Origin of the sequence: Desulfitobacterium sp. (assembly GCF_034927245.1) — a bacterium.
Taxonomy (GTDB): Bacteria; Bacillota; Desulfitobacteriia; order Desulfitobacteriales; family Desulfitobacteriaceae; genus Desulfitobacterium_A.
In genome coordinates, this window is record NZ_JAYFQK010000051.1 from 59,208 (window position 1) to 65,994 (window position 6,787).

The following is a 6,787-nucleotide window of genomic DNA, read 5'->3' on the forward strand; positions in this document are numbered from 1 at the left end:
ACGGGAATCTAGGAACGATCCCGCCGGCCTTCTCCTTCTTCCATTTGTTCATAAGCCTGGATAATCTTTTGCACCAGTGGATTACGAACAACATCAGCCGCTGTAAAATAGTGAAAAGTAATATCCGGGATATTTTTTAAAATGTCCTGGACTTCAACTAACCCAGAATAATGTCCCCGCGGCAAGTCGACCTGAGTGATATCCCCAGTCACTACCGCCTGAGAAGCAAAACCTAACCGGGTTAAAAACATCTTCATTTGTTCGGGCGTTGTGTTCTGGGCTTCATCTAGAATAATAAACGAATCATCCAATGTCCTCCCGCGCATATAGGCGAGAGGCGCAATTTCAATCGTCCCCTTTTCAATATACCTTTGAACCGTCTCCGGGCCCAAGAGATCATATAATGCATCATAAAGCGGCCGGAGATAGGGGTCGATTTTTTCTTGAAGATCGCCCGGCAAAAAGCCGAGTTTCTCCCCTGCCTCAACAGCCGGACGAGTCAGGACAATCCTGTTGACCGCTTTGGAGCGCAAGGCGCGTACTGCCATAACGACAGCCAGATATGTTTTTCCTGTGCCTGCCGGTCCTATGCCAAAAACGAGGGTATTCTTATCAATGGATTCCATGTACTGCGCTTGACCTAGGGTTTTGGCCTTGATCGGACGCCCTCTGTGAGTGGTCGCGAAAACTTTGGAAAGCATCTCCGCTATTCCCGAATCTTGACCCTCTTCAACTTGAGTAATAATATACGATACATCCATAGGTGTCAAATGATGACCTTGGCGAATCATCACCAGAAGTTCATCGACCGCTTTCTCGGTCTTGTCAACGTCTTCGGCTTCACCCGTAATCGTCATTTCTCCCCCACGAACAATACAACGTCCTCCCAAACGTTCTTCTAATAGCCGTAAATGAATATCTTCCAAGCCCAATAGATTCATCGCTTCGGCTGTATTATTTAAAATAAGCTTAGATTCTTTCGTCAACCTTTCGCCTCCGTTTACGGATTAGGATACACCGCTAAATCTTCATATGTTTCCGTTTCTACGCGTACGCGCTCTGTATCAGCACTCCCGGCTAAGATACGCACGTGCTCTTCAATGATGCCGGCCCCCGGTGAAATCTTGGATGAGATCTCATCTCTGGCTTGCTTCTCGGCGACTTGTCGTGCTTCCTCTTTCGTCCGTGTCAAATGCACAGTCTCTAATTCTTTATAATCAACAGATAGTATTTCGACAGGGAAATGCCAATTCCTTCCCAAGGAGTAGGTGTGGGTCTTAACTTCTTTTGTCACTTGTTCAAATGGGGATTCAGGTGTTGTTATCATTATGACACGGTCACTGATTTTTATACCCCAGCCTTTGGCACTTTGTCCACTCTCTTGAATCTTCTCTTCGCTCAGGGGTACCGTGGCTTCGGCAGTGTACCAAACACGACCCCGAGCAAACCCTTTCGCCGCAGGAATTGCTTGCGGCAGCGTCGGATTCGGCTTGGAAACAACACCGGGTTTAGGCTGGGCACTCGCATTATCAAGACTTGCCGGAGCCTCGATTAAAACCTGACCCGCTTTTACCGTTTCTCCTTCATGAACGAGTGCTGTTCCCTGGATGACCATCAGTTCATGAAGGATTCCGGTTCGGTTGGCGACAAGATTCCCGCGCTCCGTTTGAACGATAGGCCGGATTTTTTCTTTAACATTGATGGTGATTTGTGTCCCTTGTTGATCAATCCCGACCCAAGCTGCATCCGGGAATTCTTCGACTAACGCTTTAGCGATTTTGCGGGTATCCACATCTTTCTGCCAAACCCAGATTTTGAGTCCTAAATTCTCCGCACTTTGCAAAAGCTGTTCTTCGGGAATCATATTATTTCCCGCTACTTTGACAGACAGCACCATCTGGGACAAGGCAACAAGCGTTAAGCCAATGATTAAAATCCCCGCCATCAATGTTTTTCTGCGCCACCAGCGAAGGGCAATAAAAGGCCAACCATATTTTGCGAGGATATGAACGCGTGTATGCGTAAGACGTGCGGCACGGCGCAATCTTTTGAAATCGGCAATACTGACTTGTGCTTTCAGTCCTCGCTCCGATTTTTGCGTCTTAAAGAAAACTATGCCGTCACGAATTCCTTCATTAACAAAGCGAGCCAGCTGATTACCGCGCGCAGCAAAGATAATCCGTCCATTCCAAAAGGGGCCAAACTTGACCAGCATCAGCGATCACTCCCTCCCCCGAACGTCAGTGAAGTGAGTTGACCTTCGATCCGCAGCTCTGTCGCCAAAACCGTTCTGAGCACAAAACCTTGACCGATTAAACAAAGCTCACCCTCGAGCGTACTTAAACGGATCTCCTCCGTCGTGAACTCCACGATATCCTGATAATTTTCAACCAGAACCTCCTGACGTCCGGTTATGGTTATCTTTGGGCCGTTGCCTGAGACATCCGGCGGAAAATCTAAAGCATTGCCAACATTCTTCGAAAGCTTATCAAACATAGAAGACTCCTCCCTTCAAAACCATGTTTATGAAGAGAGGAGTCAAATTAGTCCAAGCCTTTGGGACAAAATTCACTTCAGAATATTGCTGTTATTCACGACTGTTGTATTGTATAGAAACAAGACATCTTGATTATCAAAGTTCACCAATTCCCCTAACATTTTAGAGTTTACATACCTCAAATCAATAAGGGTTATTTTACTGTATTCTGAAAGCAATAGCGGCGCTAAGCTGCTTGCAAAAGAATCCCTAAAAATAATAAGCTCTTTTCCTGAATTATTTTGTGGGTTTTCAATTTCGATAAATGGTGTTGCTCCCGATAAAAAGACATCATATGAATCAATCCCCATAAGCTTGTCTGTGTCATAAACCTTTTGTGAACTCTTGTCATCCCCTGTATATTCGTAATTGTCTACAACCGCATTCTCAATCGCGTCATTTGTAAGATAAGTTAGCACATCAGGATTTACCGGCAATGCCGCCTGGCCATAGAAAGAGCCGTAAAAAGGCGAAAATGTTTTCTTCACATATGCATCATCATTAAAATCATTGGGCAAATGCATTTTGTTACCTAAAGCATCGACGACTTTGCCAAGACTCTCCTGCTTCCAATGGATATCGGTTCTGTAATAATCATCAAGAGATAAGCAATTAAAAACATCAATATATTCCATGTCGGTTATTTCGGCATTAAGAATAGAAATCATATCCTTATAATCTATAAAAAGATGCTTATCATTATCCTTTATAAAATAATTTTTATCGGGAATGATCGAATAATAAACATTCATCCCCTTTAAATAGGTATCATATATTTCATTCATTTTTTTGCTCAAATTATATACACTCTTCTGATTATAGGGATATTCCATTTTAAATACACAACCATTTTCAATAAAAATATCATTATTATCATATTTATTAAAAACCGAGAACTCTGTAATTGCTTTAACCGTCCTAAAGCCATCTCTGAAAACCATCTGATCCAACTCGTACTTTTCAAGTTTGTCAAAAAAATCTTCATTAAAAAGTGTTTCTGCAGATAAAGGCGGGAATTCTGCCAATTTGCGTCTTTCGCTTTCAGATACATTTTTCTCCGGTGCCGCTATATTTAATATGAGGATCGATATTAAATAAATTAAAAATGTAAAAGTAATAATTTTATTTTTCATTATACAAACCTTTTTTATTAAAATCTAAAATATATGAACGGATTAAAGGATGAATCAATTATAAAGCCCGTTGCCACAGTCAATAAAGCAATATAGATAATAGGTTCGAAATTATTTATTTTTTGGGCTATTTTTCGGGCGACGCGTAATGGAATTGGTGTGGAACACAGAATGGCTAAAGTTATTAAAATCTTATAGCTTCCCAGATAATATAAAGCCTCTCTGGAAAATATCGGTATACTTAATAGATTAAGCATGCCCTTCATATATTGTATGGCATCAGTAATGCTTGAGCTATTAAATATAACGAAACCAAAAATGATAATCATTAAAGTATAAATGTGGGAGAAAACAGACGGGATTTTTTCTAAAAACTTTAATAAAAACAGTTTTTCTGCGACTAGAATTACGCCAAACCCGACACCCCATATAATAAAATTCCAAGCGGCGCCATGCCAAAACCCGGTACAAAACCACACAATAAAAATATTGCAAAGCCACTTGAACTTTGTCGTTCTATTTCCCCCCAGAGGAATATAAAGATAATCCCTAAACCATGTTCCAAGGGAAATATGCCACCTACGCCAAAACTCCGTTATACTTTTGGAGATATAAGGGTAATTAAAGTTTTCTAAGAAGTGAAAACCGAAAATTCTCCCTAAGCCGATTGCCATATCGCTGTAACCGGAAAAATCAAAGTATATTTGCAACGTAAATCCGATAGCGCCTAACCAATAAAAAAGAACAGACGGCTGTTCTGTATAGATTGCAAATTTCCAGAGTTCACCTAATGAATTAGCCAATAATACCTTCTTTGAAAGTCCAATAACAAAGCGCTTTACTCCATAGGCAAAATCATCAAAGGAATGATCTCTTTTAATCAATTCATCCTTTATTGTTTTGTATCTCACGATTGGCCCGGCAACTAATTGCGGAAAAAGAGAGATATATAACGCTAAATTAAGGACGTTCTTTTGCGCCTTTACTTCTCCCGTATATACATCAATCACATAACTCATCGCTTGAAAGGTATAAAAGCTAATGCCTATCGGCAGGGCTATTTCTACGAACTTTATGTCAATATTGAACATGTGACTTATATTGCTTATAAAAAAATTAGAATATTTAAATATTCCCAGCAATAACAAGTTTATTATAACCGCAGATACAACAAAGCCTTTTGCAGCTTTTGTATCACGATGTCTTTCTATTAATATCCCATGAAGGTAATTAACCGCGATTGAAGCGATAAGCAAAAATGTATACTTTGGTTCTCCGCAGAAATAAAAAAACAAACTTGCCAGAAGCAAAATATAATTTTTAAATTTATGGGGTGTAATAAAATATAATACTAAAACGATCGGCAGGAAAAAGTATAAAAAAGTAATACTTGAAAAAACCATGGTTTTGTCCCTCTGTATATAAAAGCTCCGTATATAAAAGCAAGAGCTTTATATCATTCTAAAGATCTTGTTTACACATTTTTATTTTGTTTTTACTTTGCCAGAGATAAGAAAGCGTTATGAAATTTATCGGATTCATTATCCATGACCAAGATAATTAGATTGTCAATATTGTCGATAACAACTTTTTCCGGCTCAACACCTACACATATCCATTTTCTTGGGTTTACTTTGTTTTTTATCTCAGCTTTAGCTTTATTTATATCAGTACCATCTTTTACTCTTATTAAGACTAAGGAATGGGGGTATGAACCTATAGAAGGTTCCGAAGCCAAAGCTTCAACGTATTCAATATTGTTTGTGCCAATAAAATACTCCGAATTCTCAGGTGTTAATTCCGTAAAAGTTGTTTGAGGGAGTTTTACCCCCGCAATCGAATATATTTTTCCAATAATATCTTTAAGTTCACCTTTAAGAATATTATCTTCAGGCTTCGTTTCCGGTTTTGTGTCAGGCAACGTATCCGGCTTTGTTTCCGGCTTCGTAACCGGCTCCGGTTCTGGTTCCGGTTTGGATTCCGGTTTCGCTTCAGACTCTATCTGAGGCTTCTCATCAAGCGAAGTCTCAGATTGATTTTCAGCGTTATCTTCCGACACAATAGTCTGAGTTTGATCTGTGCCAGCGTCGCTTTCTTCAGGTGAATTCGATTTGGAACATCCTGTAATAACCATAGCAACAACAAGAGTAAGTAGAAGTAATAGTAATTTCTTCATAATACGCTCCTTTAAGATTGATTAGTTCATCAATGTAATAGATACCCTATTATTTAGACGAAATAATACCCAAAAAAGTTTTAGATATATTACTTTTTATTGATTTAGATTTTAAAATGTTAATTATATGGAAACTATATATTTTTTTATACAACAAAATAATTAGAAATCCCTTCTAAAACTGGTGACTTATTTACCAATCATTTGTTTCCAGGTAAAATTGTCGAACAAAACCCAATAAATTTATGGATTCGATAAAAAATCCCAACATCATTCCATCAAATCAGGAAATACTGTTAAAGCGGGTTATAAATAAATTGAAATTTCATTTTAGGGGGTGTTCTTTTTGAGCAAAGACGAATCACGCAGACAAGAATTAGTCAATAAATTTCCTGATGTGGATGAACATTTTCAGGAGATCAAGAAAGAGAGCTATGAGCCTCAGATCGAACGATTAGGGGAAACGACAAAGGAACAAAAACAACGCGCCAAAAATCATTAAAGGATTCTACTAAAGGATTTCGTTAGAAGTTCAAGACCAAAACTAACAATCCAGTTCTTATTTAAGAGGCTTAATGCGTTAAAACCGCAGAGCCTCTTTTTCTTGTGCAGTAAAGATTTTATCATTTAAGCAAAGGTATATATAATTTAAGATGCTTCTTCAAAACTGGCGTTACAATGTGGAATATATCCCGTTTAAGTTAATTTTCAATTGTAAGACAGCATGAATGCCTTTGCAAAGTCAACTTGGCATTGTATAATTGAAATACCAAGTATACTTGTCAACAACTGAAGGGTGGAATAAGTCTGAAATAATCAGTTAGGGGTACCAGCAAAATCAAGTGAGCACAGCAAAGCAAGCCATCGGTTGATGACTTAAAAATCTAGATTTGCAAGAAATTAAGAGGCTGCGCGAATGTGATAACCTTGGGTTCTAGCCAA

7 protein-coding genes are annotated in these 6,787 nt (G+C 38.9%); 1 reads left to right on the top strand and 6 read right to left on the bottom strand.

Annotated elements, in window-relative coordinates; genetic code table 11:
* Positions 1–8: 8 nt before the first annotated feature.
* The 6 genes from VB077_RS13035 to VB077_RS13060 all read right to left on the bottom strand — a co-directional run bounded on the left by VB077_RS13035 (position 9) and on the right by VB077_RS13060 (position 5,845).
* Complete coding sequence (locus VB077_RS13035; RefSeq protein ID WP_323415680.1) at positions 9–986, bottom strand: PhoH family protein; 978 nt, start codon at positions 984–986, stop codon at positions 9–11.
* A 14-nt stretch (positions 987–1,000) separates the two neighbouring features.
* On the bottom strand, positions 1,001–2,215 hold the full coding sequence (yqfD, locus tag VB077_RS13040) for a sporulation protein YqfD (protein ID WP_323415681.1): 1,215 nt from the start codon (positions 2,213–2,215) through the stop codon (positions 1,001–1,003).
* Positions 2,215–2,496, bottom strand: coding sequence for a YabP/YqfC family sporulation protein (locus tag VB077_RS13045; protein ID WP_323415682.1), 282 nt, complete (start codon positions 2,494–2,496; stop codon positions 2,215–2,217). Before VB077_RS13045 ends, yqfD begins: the two co-directional genes overlap by 1 nt.
* A gap of 72 nt (positions 2,497–2,568) precedes the next feature.
* Positions 2,569–3,669 (bottom strand): DHHW family protein, encoded by a 1,101-nt coding sequence (locus VB077_RS13050; RefSeq protein ID WP_323415683.1) that lies wholly within the window; start codon positions 3,667–3,669, stop codon positions 2,569–2,571.
* Positions 3,670–3,686: 17 nt separating this feature from the next.
* The gene (locus VB077_RS13055) at positions 3,687–5,072 is read right to left on the bottom strand and encodes an MBOAT family O-acyltransferase (protein ID WP_323415684.1); all 1,386 of its coding nucleotides are present in this window, start codon (positions 5,070–5,072) and stop codon (positions 3,687–3,689) included.
* Positions 5,073–5,164: 92 nt separating this feature from the next.
* Positions 5,165–5,845, bottom strand: a complete 681-nt coding sequence (locus tag VB077_RS13060) for a hypothetical protein (RefSeq protein ID WP_323415685.1) — start codon at positions 5,843–5,845, stop codon at positions 5,165–5,167.
* Positions 5,846–6,191: 346 nt separating this feature from the next.
* Between VB077_RS13060 and VB077_RS13065 the strand changes: the two genes are divergently transcribed.
* On the top strand, positions 6,192–6,347 hold the full coding sequence (locus tag VB077_RS13065; protein WP_323415686.1) for a hypothetical protein: 156 nt from the start codon (positions 6,192–6,194) through the stop codon (positions 6,345–6,347).
* Positions 6,348–6,787 lie beyond the last annotated feature (440 nt).

Coding starts and splice junctions, on each gene's coding strand:
- VB077_RS13055 (WP_323415684.1), bottom strand. CDS start 5,072: ATGGTTTTTTCAAGTATTACTTTTTTATACTTTTTCCTGCCGATCGTT.
- VB077_RS13045 (WP_323415682.1), bottom strand. CDS start 2,496: ATGTTTGATAAGCTTTCGAAGAATGTTGGCAATGCTTTAGATTTTCCG.
- yqfD (WP_323415681.1), bottom strand. CDS start 2,215: ATGCTGGTCAAGTTTGGCCCCTTTTGGAATGGACGGATTATCTTTGCT.
- VB077_RS13050 (WP_323415683.1), bottom strand. CDS start 3,669: ATGAAAAATAAAATTATTACTTTTACATTTTTAATTTATTTAATATCG.
- VB077_RS13060 (WP_323415685.1), bottom strand. CDS start 5,845: ATGAAGAAATTACTATTACTTCTACTTACTCTTGTTGTTGCTATGGTT.